This is a genomic window from Azospirillum sp. (genome assembly GCF_035627195.1).
Taxonomy (GTDB): domain Bacteria; phylum Pseudomonadota; class Alphaproteobacteria; order Azospirillales; family Azospirillaceae; genus Azospirillum.
In genome coordinates this window covers 22,558-44,690 of record NZ_DASPMG010000174.1, presented here as the reverse complement: position 1 = coordinate 44,690, position 22,133 = coordinate 22,558, and the positions used below count along the sequence as shown (strand labels likewise).

The window sequence follows — 22,133 nt, the reverse complement described above, 5'->3', positions numbered from 1 at the left end:
ATACCGGCGAGCGGAGGCGCTGACTCACTGAGGGGGATTCCCAAGGCGAGCGATCCGTGATTCGATTCCCCGTCCACGTCGGGGAGGAGCGGATGCCAGCGGCGTTGCCGATCCGGGAAGACTTAAGCGCCGGCGAGTTGCGCGCGCTGGCGCGGCGAGAGAGCAAAGGGCGTGTGGCGGCACGGATGTTCGCCATCGCCCATGCCCTCGATGGGGTGAGCCGGGCGGAAGCGGCGCGGCTGGCCGGCATGGACCGCCAAGCCCTGCGCGATGCGGTGGTGCGCTACAACGCCGAAGGCGTGGCCGGGCTTTATGACCGCCCGCTGCCCGGTTGGCCGGAGTGGCTGAGCGAGGGGGAGCAGGCGACGCTCAAGGCCATCATCCTCGCCGGCCCCGATGCGAAGCAGCATGGCTGTGTGGAGTGGACCCTGGCGATCCTGTGCGAGGTGATCGCCGAGCGCTTCGCCAAGACGCTGCATCCGGCCAGCCTGTCGCGCATCGTGCGACGGCTGAACCTGTCGAAGCAGAAGACGCGGCCCCGCCACCCGCAATCCGACGCCAAGGCCCAGACCGCCTTCCAAAAAAGGGGCTGTGCGAAGCGCTGAAGGCGGCCGCCGCGGCGCACCCTGGACGCCGCCTTCAGCTCTGGTTCCAGGATGAGGCCCGGATCGGCCAGAAGGGCCGCACCGCACATCGCTGGTGGGAGCGCGGGCAGCGTCCGGCCGGGCTGTGCGACAAGTGCTTCACCTCGGCCTACCTCTACGCCGCCGTCTGCCCGGCCAGCGGCGCTGACTTCGCGCTGGTGATGCCGACCGTCTCCACCGCCGCCATGAGCCTGTTCCTGGACGGCTTCTCCCGGAGCCTGGAACCGGACGTCCAGGCCGTGCTCGTGCTCGACCAAGCCGGTTGGCACGGATCGCGGGCGCTGGTCGTACCGGACAACGTCACGCTGGTGCCGCTGCCGCCCTACAGTCCCGAGCTGAACCCGGTCGAGCGCGTCTGGCTGTACCTGCGTGAACGCTTTCTGTCCCACCGGCTTCTCGACGACTACAACGCCGTCGTCGAAGCTTGCTGCGACGCCTGGAACGCCCTCACCGCCACACCCGACCGCCTCCGCTCCCTCACCAGCTACCCGTGGCTCCCATGTGTCAATGCTTAGGCTCGGCGGTATTAGACCGGCGCGACGCACACGCGGTTGCGGCCGCTGCGCTTGGCCTCGTACAGCGCGCCGTCCACGCGGACCAGGGCACGCTGCAGCGACTCCCCTTCCGCCAGCGCCGCGAGGCCCATGCTGACGGTCATGGTGAAGGAATGCCCCACCGCGTGCACGGCCATCTGCGCCACCGCCAGCCGCACGCGTTCCGCCACCGCCTGCGCGTCCGCCGCCACGGTTTCCGGCAGCAGGATCAGGAACTCCTCGCCGCCGATGCGGCCGATGGTGTCGGTCTCGCGCAATTGCCGCCGCAGCACGGCGATCAGCCGGCGCAGCGTCTCGTCGCCGGCCGCGTGGCCGTAGGTGTCGTTGATCGACTTGAAATGGTCGACGTCCAGGCTCAACAGCACCACCGGGTGGCGATAGCGGTGGGCGCGCATGATCTCGCGCTCGGCCAGTTCCATGAAGTGGCCGCGGTTGGCGACGCCGGTCAGCGTGTCGGTGGTGGCCAGCCGCGCCAACTCGCGCTCGACCGCCTTCTGCTTGGTCACGTCGCGGCCGGCGGCCAGGATGCCGCCGATCTCGCCGGCCGGGTTGCGGTAGATGGAGATGTTGAACAGCAGCTCCGTCAGCGGCCCATCGCCCTTGCGCATGGACAGCGGGAAGTCGCGCAGCACGCCTTGCTCCAGCGCCGTCTCCAGTCCCGTCGCCGCCTGCTCGGGCTGGGTGAAGTGCTCGACGAAGCCGGAGCCGATCAGCGCGTCGCGCTTCAGCCCGGTCACCTGCTCGGCCGCCGCGTTGACGCCGGTGATGGTGCCCTTGGTGTCGATGGTGATGAAGGGGTCGATGCTCGCCTCGATCAGGCTGCGCGCGTAGTCCGCCATCTCGCGCAGGCGGTTCTCGCGCACCACCGTTGCCGTCACGTCGGTGACCTGGACGAGGCACAGCGTGCCGCCGGCCCCGCCGCCGGCCGCCGGCTTGGGGGGGCGGATCGGGCGCACCATGGTCGACTGCTCCACCGGCGCGCCGCGCCGGCCCGACCCGCCGGGCTGCGCGGTGAACAGCGGGAAGGGCCGCGGGTGCAGGTTGTGCGACAGGATCGTCGGCAGGCCGGAGCGCAGCGCCATGCGCACCGCCTGCTCGATCCGCGTGTCGGCCAGGTGCGGGAACAATTCGGCCAGCGTGCGGCCCACCGCCCCGGTCTCGGGGATGCCCGAGCGCTCCGCCATCCAGGCGTTCCACAGCACGATGCGCTCGTCCGCGTCGATCAGGACGACGCCGCAGTTGAGGGCCCCCAACAGGCCGGCGCAGGTGTCGTACCGCATCGGCCTACTCCCGTCCCACCGCCCGCAGGCAGGCGGAGACCAGCTGGCGGAACCGCTCTACGCCCACCACGTCCATGACGAACATCAGGTAGCCGCTGACGTCGTCGCTGCGGATCAGGAAGCGGATGTGCAGGAACAGCACCACCGAATCGTCCGGCCCGCCGCCGCTCTCGCGCGTTCCGGCCGTCGCGAACAGGTCGCGGTTGACCTCGCTGGTCAGCGCGGGCAGCGACGACACCACCTCCGTGTGGAGGAAGTTGCCGATGGTCCCCAGGCAGGCGTTCAGGATGATGTTGCCGATCTCCAGCAGGGTTTCCTGCGCCAGTTCGGTGATCTCCTGCACCGGATAGGCGCCGCCCAGGACGGAGCGCACGATGTGCAGGCTCTTGGCCTCCGGGAACACCAGGGCGGCCACGCCGGCCAGCGCGCCCTCGAAGCTCTGCGTGATGCCGGTGGCGCGGTCGCTGGTCAGGCGCGCCAGCGCCGCCGCCGCCGCCTCGCGCGACATCACCTCGACCGAGGGGACGGACAGGGTGATCTCCTCGCCGATCATCTGGCTGAAGGCGGCCGCCGCCTGCCCGACGCCCATGTTCATCAGCTCGGTGACGACGTCGCGTTCGTCCTCGGTCAGTTCCAGCATGTCCGTGGCCTTCAGCCGGCGTTCAGCAGCGCCAGGATCTGCTCTTCCTTGGCCGGCTTGCGCAGGAAGGCCAGACCGCGCTGGCGGGCGCGCTCGGACAGCGCGTCCTGCACGTTGGCGGTGATGATGGTGATGGCCGCCGTGATGCCCCTGGCGCGGATCTTCTCCGCCACCGTCAGCCCGTCGTCGCCCGGCATGTTGTAGTCGAGCAGGATGTGGTCGGCCGAGATGTCGCCCAGGATGCCCAGCGCCTCCTCGCCGTTGGCCGCCTCGGCGACGTACCAGTCGGGGAAGTGCTGCTCCACGATGCGGCGCAGGGAGAGGCGGGCGAACCGGCTGTCATCGACGATGAGGATGGATTTCGGCATGGATGACCTGGAGGGGGGTGACCTGGAGAGGGATGACTTGACGGGCGGCGGTGGAATTTTCGTCCGAAGTTTTGCATTTTAGTAGAAATTTTCGGATGGGGAAATGATTTCCCCAAAGGAATTACACCGCCGTCAGCCATCCGGCGTTGACCTGGGTCATACGAACGCCGACCAGGGTCACGCTGTCGGTTCCGAAGCCGACGACGGCGTTGCCGGCGGCGTCGGTCGTCAGCGTCCATCCCGTGCCCGCCGCCACGCCCAGGCGGTCACCCTCGGTCCAGTTGAAATCCGTGACCACGTCGTGGCCGATGCCGCGCCCGACCAGGAAGACGTCGGCACCCGCCCCACCCGCCATGGTGTCGTTGCCCAGGTTGCCGATCAGCCGGTCGTTGCCGGCGTCGCCGAACAGGGCGTCGCCGCCCTGGCCGCCGTACAGCGTGTCGGCGCCCACGCCGCCGGCCAGCAGGTCCGTCCCGTCGCCGCCGAACAGGGCGTCGTCGCCGCCGCCGCCGAACAGCGCGTCCGCCCCGGCCCCGCCCGACAGCACGTCGTCGCCCGTGTTGCCGTACAGCTGGTCGTTGCCGTTGCCGCCGGCCACCGAATCGTTCCCGGCGCCGGCCTGCACCGTGACGGCCGCCGCGTTTCCGATCCCGACGACGGCGTCGTTGCCGTCCCCGGCGAACACGGTGTCCGCCCCGGCCGCCGCGACGATGGTGTCGGCTCCCGCCCCGCCGTACAGCAGGTCGGCCCCGCCGCCGCCGTCCAGCCGGTCGTTGTCCTGGTTGCCGTACAGCACGTCGGCGCCGGCACTGCCCGACAGGACGTCGTGCCCCTCGCCGCCGCAGGCCAGGGCGCCCTGGGGGCCGCCGATGACGATGACGTCGTTGCCGGCGAATCCGGAGATGGTGTCGGCGCCGCCGTCGCCGAGGATGGTGTCGCCGGCGCTGGTGCCGATGATCAGTTCCGCACCCCCCGAACCGTTGTAGGGGGTGCCGGCGATGACGAAGACGGGTGTGGCCATGGCCTCGCTCGCACGCCGGGCGGGGCAGGGAAGGGGCTCCCGCCGCCGAACGCGTCCGGATGTGTTTCTAACATCCTTCGCGTGTGAATCAAAGGACGGTCGGATCCGTGGCAAGCCGCCCATGAGGAAGGCGGCCTTCGAGACACGGATGGACACGGATGTCGCACGAATGAACACGGATGAAAAAATGATCTCTCTTCATCCGTGTCCATCCGTGGCCGGCCTTGCCGGCATCCGTGTCCCCAGTCCTCTTTCTCCACTCAATACCCGCGCGTTCGGTCCACCACGTTGGTCAGCGGCCGGCCGGCGCGGTGGCGGCGGATCGATTCGGCCACGTGGTCGGCGGTCTGCGAGGGGTGGGTGATCCCGGCCACGTGCGGCGTCACGTGGATCTTCGGATGGCTCCAGAACGGATGCCCCGGCGGCAGCGGCTCCTCGGCGAAGACGTCCAGGCTGGCGCCGGCAAGGTGACCCGAATCGAGCGCGGCCAGCAGGTCCGCTTCCACCAGATGGCCGCCGCGCGCGGCGTTGATCACCACCGCCCCGGGCGGCAGCGTGGCGAACAGCTTGCGGTCCAGGATGCCGCGCGTGGCGTCGGTCAGCGGCAGCAGGCAGACCAGCAGGTCGCTGCGCGCCGCCAGCGCCACCAGCCCGTCCTCTCCATGCACCGTCTCGACGCCGTCCAGAGGTTTCGCCGTGCGGCTCCACCCCGCCACGTCGAAGGCCAGCTGCTTCAGCGCGCGCGCCGCCGCCTCCCCCAGCACGCCCAGGCCCAGGATGCCCACGCGCACCTCGGCTGCCGGCCGGTGGACGAGCTGTTTCCACACGCCCGCGCGCTGCTGTTCGGCGAAGGCGTCCAGCTTGCGCTGCCAGCGCAGCACCTGCATCACCACCCATCCCGCCATGTCGTCGGTCAGGCCGGGGGAGACCATGCGCACCAGCGGCACGTCCGGCAGGGTGGGGTCCAGCAGCAGCGGCTCCACCCCCGCCCCCAGCGACAGCACGACCTTCAGGTTCGGCAGCCCGGCCAGCATGCCGGCCGGCGGCTTCCACACCAGGGCGTAGGTGATGTCGGCCGGGTCGCCGACGTCCGGCCAGACGCGCACCTCCAGGTCGGGCAGGCGCGGCTTCAGCTCGGCCTTCCAGGCCCCGGCGTCGTCGTGGGCGGAGCAGAACAGCAGCGTCATGGTGTCGTATCCTTGCGCACGGCCCCTTGATCGAAGAAGGGTGTTTCCTCCATGTCGTGTCCCGCCCCCTCTTGCCCAAGCTTCCCGGTTGGTGATCGTGCCGCGCCTCATCCTCCTGAACAAGCCCTACGGCGTGCTGCCGCAGTTCACCGACCGCGAGCAGGGGCGCCCCACGCTGGCCGACCACGTGCCGGTCGCGGGCGTCTACCCCGCCGGCCGACTCGACCGCGACAGCGAGGGGCTGCTGGCGCTGAGCGACGACGGCGCGCTGATCGCCCGCATCGCCGACCCCCACCACAAGCTGCCCAAGACCTACTGGGCGCAGGTGGAAGGCGTGCCCACCGAGGAGGCGCTGGACCGCCTGCGCCGCGGCGTGGAACTGAACGACGGGCCGACGCTGCCGGCCGGCGCCCGGCTGATGGCGGAGCCCGCCGGCCTGTGGCCGCGCGACCCGCCCGTGCGCTTCCGCGCCTCCATCCCCACCGCGTGGATCGAGCTGACGCTGCGCGAGGGCCGCAACCGGCAGGTCCGCCGCATGACGGCGGCGGTGGGCTTCCCCACGCTGCGCCTGATCCGCTGGGCCATCGGCGACTGGACGCTGGACGGTCTGGCGCCCGGCGCGTGGCGGGAGGTGGCGGTGCAGGCGCCGCCCGCCCGTGCTAAGGTCGCCGACGACAAGACACCCGAGGGGAAGAGATGGACCTCGCCGCCTACTTCGCGCGGATCGGCCACGCCGGGGACACGGCGCCGACGCTCGCCACGCTGACCGCGCTGCACGAGGCGCACGCCGCCGCCATCCCGTTCGAGAACGTCGACGTGCTGGTCGGCCGCCTGCCGTCGCTCGACCCGGCGGATCTGGAGGACAAGCTGGTCCGCCGCCGGCGCGGCGGCTACTGCTACGAACAGAACCTGCTTCTCCTGACGGCGCTGCGGGCGCTGGGCTTCACCGTCCGGCCGCTGCTGGCGCGCGTGCGCTTCCGCCGCCCGCCGGGGGCGGTGATGCCGCGCACGCACCTGCTGCTGCTGGTCGAAATCGCCGGCCGGCCCTTCATCGCCGACGTCGGCTTCGGCGGCCTGGGCCTGCTTGAACCGCTGCCCCTGCAGGCCGACACGGTCTTCGCCTTCCCCCTGGTGTCCTTCCGCCTGCTGCGCGAGGGCGACGCCTGGGTGCTGCAGGGCGACGACGGGACCGGCTGGGGCGACCTCCACACCTTCAACCTGGACCGGCAGGAACTGGCGGACATAGAGATGTCCAACTTCTACACCGCCACGCACTCCGGCTCCCCCTTCCGGCGCGCGCTGACGGCGCAGCGCGTGCGGCGGGAGGAGCGGACGATCCTGCGCGACAACACGCTGGTCCGCCTGCGCCCCGACGGCCGCACCGAACACCCCATCGCGACGGAGGCGGGGGCCCGCGCCGCCCTGGCCGACCACTTCGGCCTGATCCTGCCCGACGACGTGCGCCTGCCCGAGCGGCTGTTCGCGATGGGGGTGGCGGAGCATGTGCCAGATCGCAACGCTGCCCACGCGCGCCTGATGACACGGCTCGAACAAGGACAAGATCTCAGAGGAGAACGCTTTAACCGAGAGGTGCTCTACAACAAGCACCAGCCTGAAGGCCGGGATTGATACCAAGCCTTGCGCAGTCGCCAAGTCGTTTTCCAAAGCTCCACAGCCCCTCCCCCGGCGGGGCCGGGGGAGGGGCTAAACCCGACATTCCAGTTCGGCGCCTCACATCCGGACCGCGTCCGTCTTCACCGCCTCCAGGTTGAGCGCGGCGGCGAGCAGGGCGCGGGTGTAGTCCTGCTGGGGGGCGTCGAAGATCTGCCCCGTCGGGCCCTGCTCCACCACCTTGCCGTCCTTCATGACGATGACGTGGCTCGACAGCGCCCGCACCACCCGCAAATCATGGCTGATGAACAGGTAGGCCAGGTTGTGGCGCGCCTGCAGATCGCGCAGCAGGTCGACGATCTGCGCCTGCACCGACATGTCCAATGCCGAGGTCGGCTCGTCCAGCACCACGAAGCGCGGCTTCAGCGCCAGCGCGCGGGCAATCGCGATGCGCTGGCGCTGCCCGCCGGAGAACTCGTGCGGGTAGCGGTGGCGGCTCTCCGGATCCAGGCCCACCTCCTCCAGCGCCCGGGCGATCATGCCGTCGCGCTCGGAGGCTGAGCCGATGCCGTGGATCTTCAGCCCCTCGCCGATGATCTGGCCGACCGACATGCGCGGGCTGAGGGAGCCATAGGGGTCCTGGAAGACCACCTGCATCTGCCGGCGCATCGGGCGCATCCGCGCCGTCTGCCAGCCCTGGATGTCGGTGCCGTCGAAGCGGATGGCCCCCTGGCTGGCGTGCAGGCGCAGCAGCGCCAGCCCCAGCGTCGTCTTGCCCGATCCGGACTCGCCCACCACGCCCACCGTGTGCCCGGCGCGCACGGCCAGCGACACGCCGTCCACCGCGCGCACGTGGTCCACCGTGCGGCGCAGGATGCCCTTCTTGATGGGGAACCAGACCTTCAGGTCGTTCGCCGCCATCACCTCCGGCGCGTCGGCGGGCGGGGTCAGCGGGTCGCCCTTCGGCTCGGCTGCCAGCAGCTTCTGGGTGTAGGGGTGGCGGGGGCGGGCGAAGAGGTCGGCGACCGAGGCCTGCTCGACGATCTCGCCCTTGTTCATCACGCACACCCGGTCGGCCATCTTGCGCACGATGCCCAAATCGTGGGTGATCAGCAGCAGCGCCATACCGAAGCGCTGCTGCAGGTCCTTCAGCAGCTGGAGGATCTGCGCCTGGATGGTGACGTCCAGCGCCGTGGTGGGTTCGTCGGCGATCAGCAGGTCCGGCTCGTTGGCCAGCGCCATGGCGATCATCACGCGCTGGCGCTGCCCGCCCGACAGCTCGTGCGGGTAGGCGCCCAGGCGCGATTCCGGGTTGGGGATGCCCACCAGCCGCAGCAGCTCCAGCGTGCGGGCGCGCGCCTTGGCCGCGTCCAGGCCCTTGTGCAGGAACAGCGTCTCGTTGACCTGCCGCTCGATGGTGTGCAGCGGGTTCAGCGAGGTCATCGGCTCCTGGAAGATCATGGCGATGCGGTTGCCGCGCACGTCGCGCAGCACCCGCTCCTCCGCACCCATCAGCATGGTGCCGTTGAACTCGATGGAGCCGGACGGGTGGCGCGCCATCGGGTAGGGCAGCAGCTGGAGAATGGACAGCGCCGTCACCGACTTGCCCGACCCGGATTCGCCGACCAGCGCCAGCGTCTCGCCCTTGGCGATGTCGAAGGACACACCCTTCACCGCCGGGCTGGACCCGAACGACACCGACAGGTCGCGCACGGAGAGGAGTTCGGTCATGGGACACCGCCAAGTCTGCCGGAGAACGATCGCTTACATGGTTTGCCGCAGGGCCGCCGGCAATTCCAGACGGATTTCCAGACGGATTTCCCGGCAGCCTCCGCGTTCGCCCGGGGATGCGGCGCATGCGGCGAAAATTCAAGACGCATTTTATACTATTCGACAATACAAGGTTGCGTGTGTTAGGCGGAAAATCTCTTTATTGGTATATGCATGGGGGAAATACCAATGCACGCCTTTCGTTTCGCCGCGCGCCTGACGGCCGCGGTCATGGCCGTCTCGACGCCCGCCGCGGCGCTGGCGCAGACCTGCAGCTACGGCACGGGGGCCGCGCTGTCGATCGCGCTCGTCCCGCAGGCACCGGGTCCGAACCTGATGACCACGCCCTTCTACGCCCAGGTCGCGGTGGGCGGCGGGGGCGCGCACCAGGTGCTGGTCGACACGGGATCGCCGGCCATCGCCATGGCGCTGTCCAAGATCGGGTCGAACTACACGGTGCTGTCGCAGAACCAGACCTACGGCTACGTCAGCAGCGGCAACTACTTCATGGGCGACTGGGTGCTGGCGAACGTCTCCGTCACCCTGGCGGGCGGCGGCTCGGCCACCACGACGGCGCCCATCCCGGTGTTCGGCGCGACGCAGTATTGCCAGAACAAGGACAACTGCCAGCCGCTGACCCAGCACCAGATCGACACCTTCGGCATGGTGGGCATCGGCTTCAAGCCGTTCACCGTGCCGGGGCTCGCGGCCGGCGTCACCGTGCCCAACACCAACCTGTTCATGAACCTGCCGGTGGAGACGCAGGGCTACGTCATCACCGCCGACGGCATCCAGGTCGGCCTGAACCAGACCAACACCGCCAACTTCAAGACGCTGCCGGCCCCCAACGCCACCCCGCCGCAGACCTGCATCAGCTACACGGCGGCCAACGGCCAGACCGGCCCGTTCTGCGGCGCCACGCTGCTGATGGACACCGGCATCAACCACTTCTACCTGACAATGCCGCAGGGCTACTGCCCGGCCAACAGCGACAGCCAGGGCGTGGCCCCGAACGGCACCACCGTCACGCTGTCCGCCCCCTCGGCGCAGGACGCGATCCTGAACTTCACCTTCACCGTGGGCGGCACCAACAACCCGCCGATGACGCCGTCCTACGTGAACTGCGTGACGGAGACGGGCGGCACCGTGCCCCCGCCGCCCTCGGCCTTCCACGTCAACACCGGCCGCATGGTCGTGGCCGGCATGGACTACATGTACAACCCGCAGTGCGGCGTCGTGGGCTTCCGCCCGACCACGGCGCAGTAGCGTCATTCCGCGGCGTTCTTCTGCGCGGCGGCCACCGCCGGTGCCTCGTTCGCGGCGCCGGCGGTGTTCAGCTGCGCGATGGTCTTGCGCGGGTCGAAGGCGTCGCGCACTGCCTCGCCGATGAAGATCAGCAGGCTCAGCATCAGCGCCAGCACGAAGAACGCCGTCAGGCCCAGCCAGGGGGCCTGCAGGTTGGCCTTGCCCTGCGCCAGCAGCTCGCCCAGCGAGGGCGAGCCCGGCGGCAGGCCGAAGCCCAGGAAGTCCAGCGCCGTCAGCGTGGTGATGGAGCCGTTCAGGATGAACGGCAGGAAGGTCAGCGTCGCCACCATGGCGTTGGGCAGCACATGGCGCACCATGATGTGCGCGTCCGTGGCGCCCAGCGCGCGGGCGGCCCGCACATAATCGAAGTTGCGCGCCCGCAGGAACTCCGCCCGCACCACGTGGACCAGCGCCGTCCACGAGAACAGCAGCAGGAGGCCCAGCAGCCACCAGAAGTTCGGCGTCACCACGCTGGACAGGATGATCAGCAGGAACAGCGTGGGCAGGCCCTGCCAGATCTCGATGAAGCGCTGGAACAGCAGGTCGGTCAACCCGCCGAAGTATCCCTGCACCGCCCCCGCGATGACGCCGACGACGGAGGAGAACAGCGTCAGCGTCAGCCCGAACAGCACCGAGATGCGGAAGCCGTAGATCAGGCGCGCCACCACGTCGCGCCCCTGGTCGTCGGTGCCCAGCCAGTTCTCCGCCGACGGCGGGGCGGGGGCGGGGACCGGCAGGTTGTAGTTGATGGTGCGGTAGGAATAGCGGATGGGCGGCCACAGCGCCCACCCCTTCTCGTCGATGAGGCCCTGGACGTAGGGGTCGCGGAAGTCGGTGTTCGTCTCGAACTCGCCGCCGAACGTCGTCTCCGGATAGTCGCGCAGCACCGGCGCGTACCAGTTGCCGTCGTACTTCACCAGCAGCGGCCGTTCGTTGGCGATGAACTCGGCGAACAGGGTGACCAGGAAGATGGCCAGGAAGATCCAGAACGACCAGTAGCCGCGCCGGTTGGCGCGGAAGTTGGCGAGGCGGCGGCGGGTCAGCGGCGTCATGGGCGTCATGGGCTCAGGTCCTCCGCGCCTCGAAGTCGATGCGCGGATCGACCAGCATGTAGGTGACGTCGCCCACCAAATTCATGATCAGGCCCAGGAGCGTGAAGAAGTACAGCGTGGCGAACATGACGGGATAGTCGCGGTTGATCGCCGCCTCGAATCCCAAGAGGCCCAGCCCGTCCAGCGAGAAGATCACCTCGATCAGCATGGCCCCGGTGAACAGGATGCCGATGAAGGCGCCGGGGAAGCCGGCGATGACGATCAGCATGGCGTTGCGGAACACGTGCCCGTACAGCACCCGCCGCTCGCTCAGGCCCTTGGCGCGGGCGGTGACCACGTACTGCTTGTTGATCTCCTCCAGGAAGGAGTTCTTGGTCAGCATGGTCAGCCCCGCGAAGCCACCGATCACCAGCGCCGTCACCGGCAGCGTGATGTGCCAGAAGTAATCCAGAACCTGCCGGTACCACGGCAGCTCCGACCAGTTGTCGGACGTGAGGCCGCGTAGCGGGAACCAGTCCAGGTACCGCCCGCCGGCGAACACCACGATCAGCAGCACGGCGAACAGGAAGCCGGGGATGGCGTAGCCGACGATGACGACGCCCGACGTCCACACGTCGAACGGCTGCCCGTCGCGCACCGCCTTGGCGATGCCCAGCGGGATCGACACCAGATAGACCAGCAGCGTCGTCCACAGCCCCAGAGAAATCGACACCGGCAGCTTCTCGATCACCAGGTCGACCACCCGCCGGTCGCGGAAGTACGACTTGCCGAAGTCGAACACGACGTAGTTGGAGATCATGTGGACGAAGCGTTCGTGCAGCGGCTTGTCGAAGCCGAACTCGCGCTCCAGCTGCTTGATGAACTCCGGGTCCAGGCCGCGTGCCCCGCGGTACCGGCTGCCTTCGTTGCCGCCGCCCGACGCCTGCCCCTGCTGCTGGGCGGCGGCCCCCGCGTCGCCGGTGCCCGTGCCGCCGATGCGTGCGGTGGCGTCCACCGCCGTGCCCTGCACGCGGGCGATCATCTGCTCCACGGGGCCGCCGGGGGCGATCTGCACGATCAGGAAGTTGATGACCATGATCCCGAACAGCGTCGGCACGATCAGCAGCAGGCGGCGGACGATGTAGGCCAGCATGCGCGGGGTGTCCTCACTCCTCCGGGGGCGCCATCATGCGCGGATAACGATGCTCGGGCCAGCCGCCGTGCCACCCCTTCGCGGCGTACCCCGAAGGAACGGCGGGCGCAGGCGATCTTTCGAATCTGCACTTAGCCCGCGCGCGTGGCGATATCAAGGCACGGCGTGCCGAACGCCCCGGCTGCCGTGGCGTTGAAGATGGTGTAGACTTCCCGCATCGACAGGGAGAGCGCCGCCCATGCCCACGAAAGTGACCGCCATCGTCCGCGCCGAGGACCTGCCGAAGGCCGTCGCCGCGCAGTTCCCGGAGCGTCCGATCCCCGGCACCCGCTACCGCCTCATCGCCGAACCCGTCGAGGAGACGGACGAGGAGAAGCTGGCCGCCCTGCGGGCGGATATTCAGGAAGGGTTGGACCAGCTTGCCGCGGGATTCGGCATCGACGGCGATGAGGTTTTCGCCATGCTTGAGGCCAAATACCCGCCTCCGAAGAACTGAGCATGGCAAGGGTGCGTTTTGCTCCTGCGGCGCTGTCCGACCTTCATGAGATCGGTGAGCGTATTGCCAGGGACAACCCGGAGGCGGCAGGACGTTTCGTGCAGAAACTCAAGGGCACCTGCCGGCTTCTTGCCGGCAACGGCTCTATGGGGAGGTCTCGTGATGATCTCCTGCCCCGCTTGAGGAGCTTTCCAGTCGGCGCTTATCTGATTTTTTTATGTTGTCATCGGCGGCGGCGTCGAAATTGCCCGCATCGTGCACGGCGCCCGCGATCTGAAGACCGTCTTCCCCGAATAGCCTTCCCTCACCGCCCCAGCTTCGCCGCCTTCGCCGGGTCCACCCACCAGTTGATGGGAAAGCCGTTGTTGCGGAAGCCCATGTCGTATTTCGCGTTCTTTTCCGGCCAGCCGAACTTGTCCCACGCCGCCACCCAGGTCTCCGGGTTGTACCAGTGCGGCACCATGTAGTGGCCCCACAGCAGCACGCGGTCCAGCGCGCGGGTGGCGGCCTGCAGCGTTTCCAGGTCCTTGGCGGCGATGATCGTCTCGATCAGCGCATCCGCCACCGGTTCCCGGATGCCGGCGTAGTTGGCGGAGCCCGGAACGTCGGCGGCGGCCGAGCCGAAATAGCTGCGCAGTTCCGTCCCCGGCGGGCTGAAGAAGTTGAAGTTGGCCACCACCACGTCGAAATCGAAGTCGTCGGTCAGCTTCTCGTACTGCGCGGTGTCGACGATGCGCAGGTTGGCGTCGATGCCGGCGCGGCGCAGCGTCTCGACATAGGGCTGGACGACGCGGGTCAGCGTGCCGCTGCCGTCCAGGAACTCCACGCTCATCGGCTCGCCGGTCTTCGCGTTGAGCAGCCGGCCGTCCTTCAACTCCCACCCGGCGGCCTTGAACAGGCGCAGCGCCTCGCGCTGGTTGGCGCGGTTGTTGCCGGTGCCGTCCGTCTTCGGCAACTCGAACGCCTTCGTGAACACGGCGTCCGGCAGCTTGCCCCGGTAAGGGTCCAGCAGTTTCAGCTCCTCCGGCCCCGGCGGGCCCTTGGCGCCGAAGTCGGAGTTGGGGAAGTTGGACGTGGTGCGCCGATACTGGCCGTACAGCAGGCTCTTCTGGATCCATTCGAAGTCGAAGAGCTGGCCGAAGGCCTCGCGCACCCGCGGATCGGCGAACTTCGCCCGGCGCGTGTTGAAGCGGAAGCCCTGGGCGCCCAGCGGCAGCTCGCTGGCGATCACGCGCTTCACCACGCGCCCGTCCGTCACGGCCGGGAAGTCGTAGCCGATGGTCCAGCGCTGCGCCCGGTTCTCCATGCGCATGTCGTAGGCGCCGCCCTTGAACGCCTCGAACATCACGTCGTCGTCGCGGTAGAAGTCGACCTTCACCGTGTCGAAGTTGTAGAAGCCCCTGGCGACGGGCAGGTCGCGCCCCCAATAGTCCGCCACCCGCTCGTAGGTGATGGAGCGGCCGGGGTCCACCGCCTTGATCCGGTAGGGGCCGGATCCCAGCGGCGCCTCCAGCGTCGTCTTGGAGATGTCGCGCCCCCCGGCGGTCCACCAATGCCTGGGCTGCGGCCCCATGGACAGGCCGAAGTCGATGATCGGCTTGATCTCGCCGGTGGTCTTCAGCGTGATCTTCACCCGCCGTTCGTCCAGCGCCGCGACCGTCGCCACCTTGTCCAGGAACGACTTGATGAAGGGGGCGCCATGCGCCTGGATGGCGTCCCAGGCGAAGACCACGTCCCCGGCCGTCACCGGCTTCCCGTCGTGCCAGCGCGCGCCGTCGCGCAGGTGGAAGACGGCCCAGCTCCGGTCGTCCGGCACCTCCACGCTCTCGGCCAGCGCGCCGTAGGCGGCGTCCAGCTCCCACCCCGACGACGCCATCAGGCTGTCGGAGATGAGGCCCAGCGTGCGTGGCCTAACACCGCGCAGGATCAGCGGGTTCAGGCTGTCGAACGTGCCCGGCGCCGCCATGGTCAGCTGCCCGCCCTTGGGGGCGTCCGGGTTGGCGTGCGGCAGATGCGCAACCTCCGGCCCGAACATCGGCGCGCCGAACTGGCGCAGCGCGTGCGCCCGCGTGGTCTCGGCCTGCGCGGGCACGGCCAGGAAAGCGGCGGCGAGCAGGACGGCGGCGTGCAGCAAGCGGCAAACTATTGCCCCCTCCCTAACCCTCCCCCTCTTCGAGGTGGAGGGAACTGCCGCCGCCGGCCAACAAACCCTCCACCTCGAAGAGGGGGAGGGAGCCCGGAGCGAAGCGGAGGGCGGGAGGGGACACGTCATTTATCGCTCCTTACGCCTTGCCGCCCTCGTCCCCCTCCGCGACATCGTCTTCTTCGTCCTCCTCGAACTCCGGCGCCAGGATCAGTTCGAACAGCGATTCGTACCGGCGGTCGGTGCGCAGCAGCTTCTTGAACTCCTTGCCGTGCTTGAAGTCCTCCTGCAGCCACTGCTCGGCGGCCAGCGCGTGCTCGTCGTGGGCCGACAGCAGGTAGAGCGCTGCCTGCTCCACGCAGGTGATGCGCTCCTCGCCCAGGCGCTCCAGGATGGCGCCGATGAACATCGGCAGCACGTCGGCCGAGGCCGACACCTCGTCCTCCCCGTCGTCGTTCTCGGACACCTCGGCGTCCGGCATCTGCTCCAGCGTCTCCAGCGCGCGCTCGGCTTCCTCGGCGCTGATGGTGCCGTCCTCGATGCCGCGCATGACGCGGTCCAGTTCCAGGCGCTGCTCCTCGGTCAGCGCGGTGGCGACGTCCAGCACCGACAGAACGTCCATCAGCGTCTTCTTGCGCACCTTCCAGTTGGCGTCGTTCTTCACCCGCTCGACCATTTCGTCCAGCGTCGGCTTCAGATCGTCGGGCGCCGACTCGTACAGCGACGTCTCGGGCTTCGGGATGGCGGTCATCCGGGTTCTCCTTCCAGGCTCCGGGCCAGGCTCCGGACGGCATTGCCGCCGGGCACGCGGGCCGTCTTCAACAGGGTGGCGAAGCGCTTGTCGGCCTTCACGATCCTGCGCACCGCCTTGGCGTTGCGCGGGTCGGCCATCATCCAGGCCTCGGCCGCCGCCTGGTGCTCGGGATGGATGGACAGCACGTAGACGGCGGCCTGCTCGGCGCTCGCCACGCGGTCCTCGTCCATCCGCTCCAGGATGGCGCCGACGTAGAAGGGCAGCATCTCGGAGAAGCGGCGGGACGCCTCCCCCTCATCGGCACCTTCGTCGGCGTCATCGTCCGGCGGCAGGTCGCGGCCCAGGCCGTCGGCCATCCGGCGTTTCTCCTCCGGGCTCATGGACAGGTAGGCGCCGAGGCTCAGCATGGTGTCGCACAGCGTCTTCTTGCGCACCATCCAGTTGGCGCCCTGCGCCACCATGCCGGTCAGCGAGGCGACGAAGGCCTTGAGGTTGTCCGGCGCCTCGTCGAGGACGGAGCGCACCGGCCGGGTGATCGGGATGGACGTCATGATACCTGGATAGATGGGGTCAGCCGGCCAGCGCGGCGAGCGCTTCGGCGTGGGTGCGGGCGTCGCCCGCGGCGATGACGTGCCCGTCGGACGTGGCGTCGAGCGGCCGGCCCTGCCAGTCGGTCATGATGCCGCCGGCCCCCGTGACCACCGGCACCAGCGCCGCGAAGTCGTACAGCTTCAACCCGGCCTCGACGACCAGGTCGTAGTAGCCGCTGGCCAGCAGGCCGTAGGTGTAGCAGTCGCCGCCGTACACGGTGACCTTGGCCGCCGCCGCCACGCGGCGGAAGGCGTGCACGTCGCCGCCGGGGAACAGGTCGGGCGATGTGGTGCCCAGCATCGCCGCCGCCAATCCGCCCGCACAGGCGCGCACCGTGGCCGGCTGGCCGTTGTGCGTGGTCGGCCGGCCGGCGGCGCCGATCCAGCGGTCGCCGATGACCGGCTGGTCGATGACGCCCAGGATCGGCCGCCCGCGGTGCAGCAGTGCGATCAGCGTGCCGAAGATCGGCCGGCCGGTGATGAAGGACTTGGTGCCGTCGATCGGATCGATCACCCAGACGTACTCGGCGTCCGTGTTCTTGGTCCCGTGCTCCTCGCCGACGATGCCGTCGTCCGGGCGCTCCGCCTCGATGATGGTGCGGATGGCGCGCTCCGCCTCGCGGTCGGCGATGGTGACGGGGGAGGCGTCAGCCTTGTCGTCCACCGCCACCGGCGTGCGGAAATAGCGGCGCACGACGGCCCCGCCGGAGTCGGCCAGACGCTCGGCAAGCGCCACCAGGGGGGCGGGACAGGTTTCGGTCATGGAAGGGGCTCCGCCGGCAGACGAACGAGGCGGCATCCTAGAAGGCGCGCGGCACCGCTGCAAACGGGAAAGCGCGGCTGCCATGCGCCGCGTTTATGAAGGGCGGCGCTTGGCCGCGGGGGGTTGCCGCGCCTACACTTCCTGCATGATCGAAAGGCCAAACGTTTATGCGGCGGCGCCGCTCGACCGTGCCGCCCACCGCCGCAAGGACGCCGGCTGGCTCAGCGCCGCCCGCGCCGCCCCGGACGCCCTGGTCCTGCCGCTCTGGCAGGCGCGCTCGCTGGTCAACGGGCCGGAGGAGGCACCCCGCGCCGTCATGCTGCCCGCCGCGTGCGACTGGGGCGCTGAGGTGGAGCCGGTGCTGCTCGGCCTGATGGGCGAGGTGCCGCTGTTCGCCGTCGACCTCACCGCCCTGGCGGCGGAGGCCGAGGCGATGGCCGCCCACCCGCTTCTGGCCGGGCAGGGCCGCTTCCTCGACCTGCGCAGCATGGGCCTTCTGCTGCCGCGCGGCGAGGCGGCGCTGTGCGCCTACGCACGCGGCCTTTTGTGGTGGAACGCCCGGCACCGCTTCTGCGGTGTCTGCGGCGCCCCGGCGCTGAGCGCCGAGGCCGGGCACGTGCGCGTGTGCAGCAACCCCGCCTGCGGCGCGCAGCATTTCCCGCGCACCGACCCGGCGGTGATCATGCTGGTGCACGACGGCGGCGACCATTGCCTGCTGGGACGTCAGGCGGCGTGGCCGCCGGGCATGTACTCCACGCTGGCCGGCTTCGTCGAACCCGGCGAGTGCCTGGAGGAGGCCGTCGCCCGCGAGGTGTTCGAAGAGGTGGGGCTGCGCGTCACCGACATCCGCTACCACTCCTCCCAGCCCTGGCCGTTCCCCTCCTCGCTGATGCTGGGCTTCACGGCGCGCGCGCTGGACACCGAGATCGCGCTGACCGACGAGATCCAGCACGCCGTCTGGGTGACGCGCGAGCGCATGCGCGACTGCGCCCCCGACGACGAAAGCTTCCGCCCCCCGCGCGGCGATTCCATCGCGCGCCGCCTGATCGACGACTGGATCGCGGCGGGGTAGGGACCCGTAGGTTGGGTTGAGCCGCAGGCGAAAACCCAACGCCCTTCGCGCCGCGGACACGTTGGGTTTTGCGGCTGGCGCCTCAACCCAACCTACGGTGCTGGATCACGGCGGGGTAGGGGGCGTCAGCGCTCCGGCCAGAAATCCCGGTCGAGCACCTGTCCGGCGGTCCAGGGAAGGCGGTCCGGAAGCGCGTCGCGCGGCAGGCCCGTCTCCGCCATCGCCCGCTCGACGGCCGCCTGGAAGCACTGCCCGCCCTCCAGAAGCTCCGCCGGATAGCCGGCGAGGCTCGGGCTGTCGTCGATGCGCTTGGCGATCTTCTGCCGCGCCTCGACGATGGAGGCGCGCCAACTGGCGCTGCGCCGGTCGGGCTGGAAGGCGTGCTTGAGCAGGTGGTGCAGCAGCACGATCAGGCGGTTGTAGATCGCGCGCTTCTCGCTGCGGCTCATGCTTTCCAACTCTTCCGCGATGTTGGCGAGGTCGATGCGGTCGAGTTGTCCGTCACGGATCAGCGCCACCTGCACATTGAGCCACGCGACCAGATCGCGCTCGTACAGGCCGTCGGCCCCGGAAACGGCCGGCGTGGCGCTGCTCGTCCGGGGCTGAGCCATTCCCTTGAGAATGCGCCGTGATGCCGTGATCTTCGTCATGCCTCGAATATAGCGTTCCAACAGCCCCCCGACCAACGGAAAGCCCGGCTCAGGGCGGGCCGGGCTTGGGGAAGGTCGGTCGGGCGGTCACTGCCGCCAGATCGGGTGCGTGGGGCGCACCGGCGAGTTGCGCCGGTCGCACGGGTTCGGGTGCCGCTCGCAGGTCGTCCGGTAGAGGTCCGCCAGTTCGAGGGAGCGGTCCCCCTTCTGGCGCTGGTTGGCCTTGCACAGGTTGTCCCAGACCATCTGCCGGATGGCGGCGTCGCCCCACGGCTGCATCAGCAGCGCCGCACCCTTTTCGAGCGCGGTCATGTACGGGAGCCGCTCGTGCTCCGCGATCTCCGCCACCTCGTCCTTCTCAAGGTCAGCAAGACCGATGCAGTCCTCGTAAGTCAGCATGGCAACCTCCATCCAGTGGTGCCATGGACGCCGTCGGGGTCGAGCCCGACGCACGCCGGGGCTGAAGGCCCGGTTTTCCGGGCTCTTCGATAGTCACATTTGTATCACATGCCAGGAATTAAGGACAGTCCAAGACAAGGTTAAGACGACGTATAAGCGCCTCTGCGACCGGATGCCGCATTTCTTCCGGTTGATTCTTTCCCTTGTCTGCCGCGATGCACAAGAAACGCCGACGCGGTGCAGCATGGGCTAGATATCTGGCCGTCAGTCCTCACCGTGCAGCTGGCTGCCCTGGTAACGGAAAAGGCTGGCCGGGTAGACGCCCAGGATCTTCACGTCGCGGGCGAAGAAGTCCAGCTCCTCCAGCGCCAGGCGCAGCGGGCGCTCGTCCGGGTGGCCCTCCACGTCGGCGTAGAACTGCACGGCGGTGAAGCGGCCGCCGATCATGTAACTTTCCAGCTTCGTCATGTTGACGCCGTTGGTGGCGAAGCCGCCCATCGCCTTGTACAACGCCGCCGGCACGCTGCGCACGCGGAAGACGAAGGTGGTGATGGTCTTGGTCGATCCGGCCGGCGGGATCTTCGGCTCGCGCGACATGATGAGGAAGCGCGTGGTGTTGTGCTCGGCGTCCTCGATGTTGTTCTTGAGGATGTCCAGCCCGTAGATCTCCGCCGCCAGTTCCGACGCGATGGCGGCGTGGCGCGGGTCGCCCAGCTTGGCGATCTCGGCCGCCGCGCCGGCGGTGTCGGCGTGCTGGATCACCTCCAGGCCCAGTTCGCGCGTCAGCTTGCGGCACTGGGACAGCGCCTGGATGTGGCTGCGCACCGTCTTGATGGTTTGCAGCGTCGCCCCCTTCGGCGCCAGCAGCTGGTGGTTCACCCGCTGGAAATGCTCGCCGATGATGTGCAGCCCGCCCTCGGGCAGGAGCTGGTGGTTGTCGGCGACGCGCCCGGCGACGGAGTTCTCCACCGGGATCATGGCGAGCTTCGCGCGCCCCTCGCGCACGGCGGCGAAGGCGTCCTCGAACGTCGCGCAGGGCAGCGTCTTCATCTCCGGGAAGACGGAGCGGCAGGACAGGTCGGAATAGGCGCCGGGCAGGCCCTGGAAGGCGATGAGGTCGTGCGGCTGCATGGAAAGGCTCAAGCGGAGGGGCGGCGCGCCAGGATCGCCCGGGCGCGCTCCAGGTCGGCCGGAGTATCGACGCCGAGCGGAACCGCGTCAACGACGGCGGCGTCGATGCGCATGCCGTTGGCGAGTGCCCGCAGCTGCTCCAGCCGCTCGCGCTGCTCCAGCGCGGCCGGCGGCAGCGTCACGAACCGCTCCAGCGCGGCGCGGCGGTAGGCGTACAGGCCGATGTGGTGGAACAGCGGCCCCTCGCCCCAGGGTGCCGTGGCGCGCGTGAAGTACAGCGCCCGCCCGCACCGCGCGCCGTCGGCCAGTTCCAGCACCGCCTTCACCACGTTGGGGTCGGTCCGCTCCTCCTCCCGCGTGATGGCGACGGCCAGGGTGGCGATGTCCACGGCCGGGTCGGCCAGCGGGGCGAAGGCGGCGCGCACCACCTCCGGCTCCACGGTCGGCAGGTCGCCCTGCACGTTGACGATCGCGTCGTGCCGGCCCTGCGGGTCGACCAGCGACACCGCCTCGAAGATGCGGTCGGAGCCCGACGGGTGGTCGGGGCGGGTCAGCACGGCCCGGCCGCCCGCGTCCTCGATGGCCTTGGCGACCTCCGCTTCGGCGGCGGCGACGACGACCGGGCCGATATCGGCCTCGACGGCGCGGCGCCAGACGTGCACGATCATAGGTGCACCGTCGATGTCCGCCAGCGGCTTGCCCGGCAACCGGGTGGAGGCCATGCGGGCGGGGATCACGACGACGGGGTTGGAAGCTGGCCGTTGAACGGGGGGCGGGTTGGTCATCATGGCAACCGGTCGTGCGGGGAAGGGGCGGTCCGGCGGGTGAAGCACGGATCGAGACTTTCCGTCAACCCCGCGAAGACCAATTTACGGGTTGGGACGGCCCCGCCGGCGGCGGCCGTTCCGCAACGAAGAGCTTGGAAACAAGACGAAGAACGAGAGGGATGAGGCGTAATGTCGATGGAATTCAATAAGATATTCGGGGCCGTGCTGCTGGGCATGCTGATCGCCATGCTGGCCGGCTTCGCCGCCGAGGTGCTGGTGCACCCCAAGCCGCTGGAAAAGCCCGCCTACGTCGTCGCCGTGCCGGAAGGGCAGGGCACCGCCCAGCCGGCGGCGGCCTCCACCGGCGGCCCGGCGCCGATCGGCCCGCTGCTCGCCAAGGCCGACGCGGCGGCCGGCCAGACCGCCTCCAAGGCCTGCGCCGCCTGCCACAGCTTCAACAAGGGCGAGGCGGGCAAGGTCGGCCCCAACCTGTACGGCGTCGTGGGTGCCGCCAAGGGCCACGTGGCCGGCTTCGCCTATTCCGACGCCATCAAGGGCAAGGGCGACTGGACGTACGAGGACCTGAACAAGTTCCTCCACGATCCCAAGGGCTACGCCCCCGGCACCAAGATGACCTTCGCCGGCATCAAGAAGGACCAGGAGCGGGCCAACGTCATCGCCTACCTGCGCTCCCTCTCCGACAACCCGCCGCCGCTTCCCCAGTAAGCGCCCGTTCCGCCCGGAACCCCGCACCTTCCCCGCCACCGGCGGGGAGGGGCGGGGTTTTGCGCGCTTATGGGACAG

Annotated in this window: 23 protein-coding genes and 1 pseudogene; 8 read left to right on the top strand and 16 right to left on the bottom strand. The window is 69.5% G+C overall.

Annotated elements, in window-relative coordinates; all coding sequences use genetic code 11:
- Nucleotides 1–92: 92 nt before the first annotated feature.
- Nucleotides 93–1,159, top strand: a protein-coding gene (locus VED21_RS15970; RefSeq protein WP_324883689.1) for an IS630 family transposase whose coding sequence is annotated in 2 segments (ribosomal slippage) — nucleotides 93–578 and nucleotides 581–1,159 — 1,065 coding nt in all. Because the reading frame shifts where the segments join, the coding sequence is not laid out codon by codon here.
- An 11-nt stretch (nucleotides 1,160–1,170) separates the two neighbouring features.
- Here VED21_RS15970 and VED21_RS15965 read toward each other — a convergent pair.
- From VED21_RS15965 to VED21_RS15945, 5 genes are all read right to left on the bottom strand, one after another.
- Nucleotides 1,171–2,478: a diguanylate cyclase gene (locus VED21_RS15965; RefSeq protein WP_324883687.1), complete on the bottom strand. Its 1,308-nt coding sequence runs from the start codon at nucleotides 2,476–2,478 to the stop codon at nucleotides 1,171–1,173.
- 4 nt (nucleotides 2,479–2,482) lie between these two features.
- Nucleotides 2,483–3,118, bottom strand: a complete 636-nt coding sequence (locus VED21_RS15960; RefSeq protein WP_324883685.1) for a chemotaxis protein CheC — start codon at nucleotides 3,116–3,118, stop codon at nucleotides 2,483–2,485.
- A gap of 11 nt (nucleotides 3,119–3,129) precedes the next feature.
- Nucleotides 3,130–3,486 carry a response regulator transcription factor gene (locus VED21_RS15955; RefSeq protein ID WP_324883682.1) on the bottom strand — a complete coding sequence of 119 codons (357 nt, stop codon included), beginning with the start codon at nucleotides 3,484–3,486 and terminating at the stop codon, nucleotides 3,130–3,132.
- Between the two features lie 121 nt (nucleotides 3,487–3,607).
- Nucleotides 3,608–4,507, bottom strand: a complete 900-nt coding sequence (locus tag VED21_RS15950) for a calcium-binding protein (RefSeq protein ID WP_324883680.1) — start codon at nucleotides 4,505–4,507, stop codon at nucleotides 3,608–3,610.
- Between the two features lie 260 nt (nucleotides 4,508–4,767).
- Complete coding sequence (locus VED21_RS15945) at nucleotides 4,768–5,694, bottom strand: glyoxylate/hydroxypyruvate reductase A (protein WP_324883678.1); 927 nt, start codon at nucleotides 5,692–5,694, stop codon at nucleotides 4,768–4,770.
- 97 nt (nucleotides 5,695–5,791) lie between these two features.
- Here VED21_RS15945 and VED21_RS15940 point away from each other — a divergent pair, with 97 nt between their 5' ends.
- Both VED21_RS15940 and VED21_RS15935 read left to right on the top strand, forming a co-directional pair.
- Nucleotides 5,792–6,460, top strand: coding sequence for a pseudouridine synthase (locus tag VED21_RS15940; RefSeq protein WP_324883676.1), 669 nt, complete (start codon nucleotides 5,792–5,794; stop codon nucleotides 6,458–6,460).
- Nucleotides 6,391–7,323 carry an arylamine N-acetyltransferase family protein gene (locus VED21_RS15935; RefSeq protein WP_324883674.1) on the top strand — a complete coding sequence of 311 codons (933 nt, stop codon included), beginning with the start codon at nucleotides 6,391–6,393 and terminating at the stop codon, nucleotides 7,321–7,323. The genes VED21_RS15940 and VED21_RS15935 overlap by 70 nt, the downstream gene beginning before the upstream one ends.
- Nucleotides 7,324–7,425: 102 nt before the next feature.
- Here VED21_RS15935 and VED21_RS15930 read toward each other — a convergent pair whose 3' ends face one another.
- On the bottom strand, nucleotides 7,426–9,036 hold the full coding sequence (locus VED21_RS15930; protein ID WP_324883672.1) for an ABC transporter ATP-binding protein: 1,611 nt from the start codon (nucleotides 9,034–9,036) through the stop codon (nucleotides 7,426–7,428).
- Between the two features lie 228 nt (nucleotides 9,037–9,264).
- Between VED21_RS15930 and VED21_RS15925 the strand changes: the two genes are divergently transcribed.
- Complete coding sequence (locus tag VED21_RS15925; RefSeq protein WP_324883670.1) at nucleotides 9,265–10,341, top strand: hypothetical protein; 1,077 nt, start codon at nucleotides 9,265–9,267, stop codon at nucleotides 10,339–10,341.
- Nucleotides 10,342–10,343: 2 nt separating this feature from the next.
- Here the strand turns inward: VED21_RS15925 and VED21_RS15920 are convergent, their stop codons facing one another.
- On the bottom strand, nucleotides 10,344–11,432 hold the full coding sequence (locus VED21_RS15920) for an ABC transporter permease (RefSeq protein ID WP_324883695.1): 1,089 nt from the start codon (nucleotides 11,430–11,432) through the stop codon (nucleotides 10,344–10,346).
- Between the two features lie 13 nt (nucleotides 11,433–11,445).
- Nucleotides 11,446–12,564 (bottom strand): microcin C ABC transporter permease YejB, encoded by a 1,119-nt coding sequence (locus VED21_RS15915; protein ID WP_324883668.1) that lies wholly within the window; start codon nucleotides 12,562–12,564, stop codon nucleotides 11,446–11,448.
- 238 nt (nucleotides 12,565–12,802) lie between these two features.
- Here VED21_RS15915 and VED21_RS15910 point away from each other — a divergent pair, with 238 nt between their 5' ends.
- Together VED21_RS15910 and VED21_RS38980 are read left to right on the top strand one after the other, a co-directional pair.
- Nucleotides 12,803–13,060, top strand: coding sequence for a hypothetical protein (locus VED21_RS15910; RefSeq protein WP_324883666.1), 258 nt, complete (start codon nucleotides 12,803–12,805; stop codon nucleotides 13,058–13,060).
- Nucleotides 13,061–13,062: 2 nt separating this feature from the next.
- Nucleotides 13,063–13,263, top strand: a pseudogene (locus VED21_RS38980) (type II toxin-antitoxin system RelE/ParE family toxin); the annotation flags it as partial.
- A gap of 101 nt (nucleotides 13,264–13,364) precedes the next feature.
- Here VED21_RS38980 and VED21_RS15905 read toward each other — a convergent pair.
- The 4 genes from VED21_RS15905 to hisN all read right to left on the bottom strand — a co-directional run bounded on the left by VED21_RS15905 (nucleotide 13,365) and on the right by hisN (nucleotide 17,310).
- Nucleotides 13,365–15,194, bottom strand: a complete 1,830-nt coding sequence (locus tag VED21_RS15905) for an extracellular solute-binding protein (RefSeq protein WP_324883664.1) — start codon at nucleotides 15,192–15,194, stop codon at nucleotides 13,365–13,367.
- Between the two features lie 148 nt (nucleotides 15,195–15,342).
- Nucleotides 15,343–15,954, bottom strand: a complete 612-nt coding sequence (locus tag VED21_RS15900; protein WP_324883662.1) for a hypothetical protein — start codon at nucleotides 15,952–15,954, stop codon at nucleotides 15,343–15,345.
- On the bottom strand, nucleotides 15,951–16,508 hold the full coding sequence (locus VED21_RS15895; RefSeq protein ID WP_324883660.1) for a hypothetical protein: 558 nt from the start codon (nucleotides 16,506–16,508) through the stop codon (nucleotides 15,951–15,953). Before VED21_RS15895 ends, VED21_RS15900 begins: the two co-directional genes overlap by 4 nt.
- Before the next feature lie 19 nt (nucleotides 16,509–16,527).
- Nucleotides 16,528–17,310 carry a histidinol-phosphatase gene (hisN, locus tag VED21_RS15890; protein WP_324883658.1) on the bottom strand — a complete coding sequence of 261 codons (783 nt, stop codon included), beginning with the start codon at nucleotides 17,308–17,310 and terminating at the stop codon, nucleotides 16,528–16,530.
- A gap of 145 nt (nucleotides 17,311–17,455) precedes the next feature.
- Here hisN and nudC point away from each other — a divergent pair, with 145 nt between their 5' ends.
- On the top strand, nucleotides 17,456–18,382 hold the full coding sequence (gene nudC, locus VED21_RS15885) for an NAD(+) diphosphatase (RefSeq protein ID WP_324883655.1): 927 nt from the start codon (nucleotides 17,456–17,458) through the stop codon (nucleotides 18,380–18,382).
- A gap of 125 nt (nucleotides 18,383–18,507) precedes the next feature.
- Here the strand turns inward: nudC and VED21_RS15880 are convergent, their stop codons facing one another.
- From VED21_RS15880 to VED21_RS15865, 4 genes are all read right to left on the bottom strand, one after another.
- Nucleotides 18,508–18,993, bottom strand: coding sequence for a DUF29 domain-containing protein (locus VED21_RS15880; RefSeq protein WP_324883653.1), 486 nt, complete (start codon nucleotides 18,991–18,993; stop codon nucleotides 18,508–18,510).
- Nucleotides 18,994–19,119: 126 nt separating this feature from the next.
- Complete coding sequence (locus VED21_RS15875) at nucleotides 19,120–19,431, bottom strand: hypothetical protein (RefSeq protein WP_324883651.1); 312 nt, start codon at nucleotides 19,429–19,431, stop codon at nucleotides 19,120–19,122.
- Nucleotides 19,432–19,695: 264 nt separating this feature from the next.
- Nucleotides 19,696–20,562 carry a prephenate dehydratase gene (locus tag VED21_RS15870; RefSeq protein ID WP_324883649.1) on the bottom strand — a complete coding sequence of 289 codons (867 nt, stop codon included), beginning with the start codon at nucleotides 20,560–20,562 and terminating at the stop codon, nucleotides 19,696–19,698.
- A gap of 8 nt (nucleotides 20,563–20,570) precedes the next feature.
- On the bottom strand, nucleotides 20,571–21,347 hold the full coding sequence (locus VED21_RS15865; protein WP_324883693.1) for a 3-deoxy-manno-octulosonate cytidylyltransferase: 777 nt from the start codon (nucleotides 21,345–21,347) through the stop codon (nucleotides 20,571–20,573).
- A 177-nt stretch (nucleotides 21,348–21,524) separates the two neighbouring features.
- On the opposite strand from VED21_RS15865, the gene VED21_RS15860 reads away from it, so the two are divergent.
- Nucleotides 21,525–22,055 carry a cytochrome c family protein gene (locus VED21_RS15860; RefSeq protein WP_324883647.1) on the top strand — a complete coding sequence of 177 codons (531 nt, stop codon included), beginning with the start codon at nucleotides 21,525–21,527 and terminating at the stop codon, nucleotides 22,053–22,055.
- The last annotated feature ends 78 nt before the right edge of the window (nucleotides 22,056–22,133 follow it).